The sequence below is a fragment of the Helicobacter sp. T3_23-1059 genome (genome assembly GCF_053654515.1).
On sequence record NZ_JBSIUV010000255.1, the window covers coordinates 1 to 366 of the forward strand.

Here is a 366-nt window from a genome sequence, read left to right on the forward strand (position 1 = left end):
CTAGCTCTTATTTTACATTCACTCACTATGTTACCTCTTAATCATTAAATACATTTTTTTGATGGCTTTGCCATTTTCATCTATTGTCGCTTGTGTGCTAAAAGTTTGATTATTTCGCTCTAATTCTATGTTGATAACTTCGCCTTTATTGTAGCCTTGTGTTGTTAAATGTAAGTTAATATCTTTTGTAAATCGTGTATCATCGTTCTCTAACCTTATCATTTCCTCCCCATAGCTAAAATACATTTCTAATATTTCTTTTTGTGAATCTTGCGTGGATTGTGGATTGCTAGAATCTGTGTTTGATTGTGAGTTAGATTCTGCATTAGATTTGTTTAAATTCTCGCTAGATTTTGGGTTAGATTT

1 pseudogene is annotated in these 366 nt (G+C 31.4%); it reads right to left on the reverse strand.

Annotated features, from left to right (window positions below):
* Positions 1 to 30: 30 nt before the first annotated feature.
* Positions 31 to 366 (reverse strand): annotated as a pseudogene (locus tag ACWIX0_RS14305) (hypothetical protein); the annotation flags it as partial.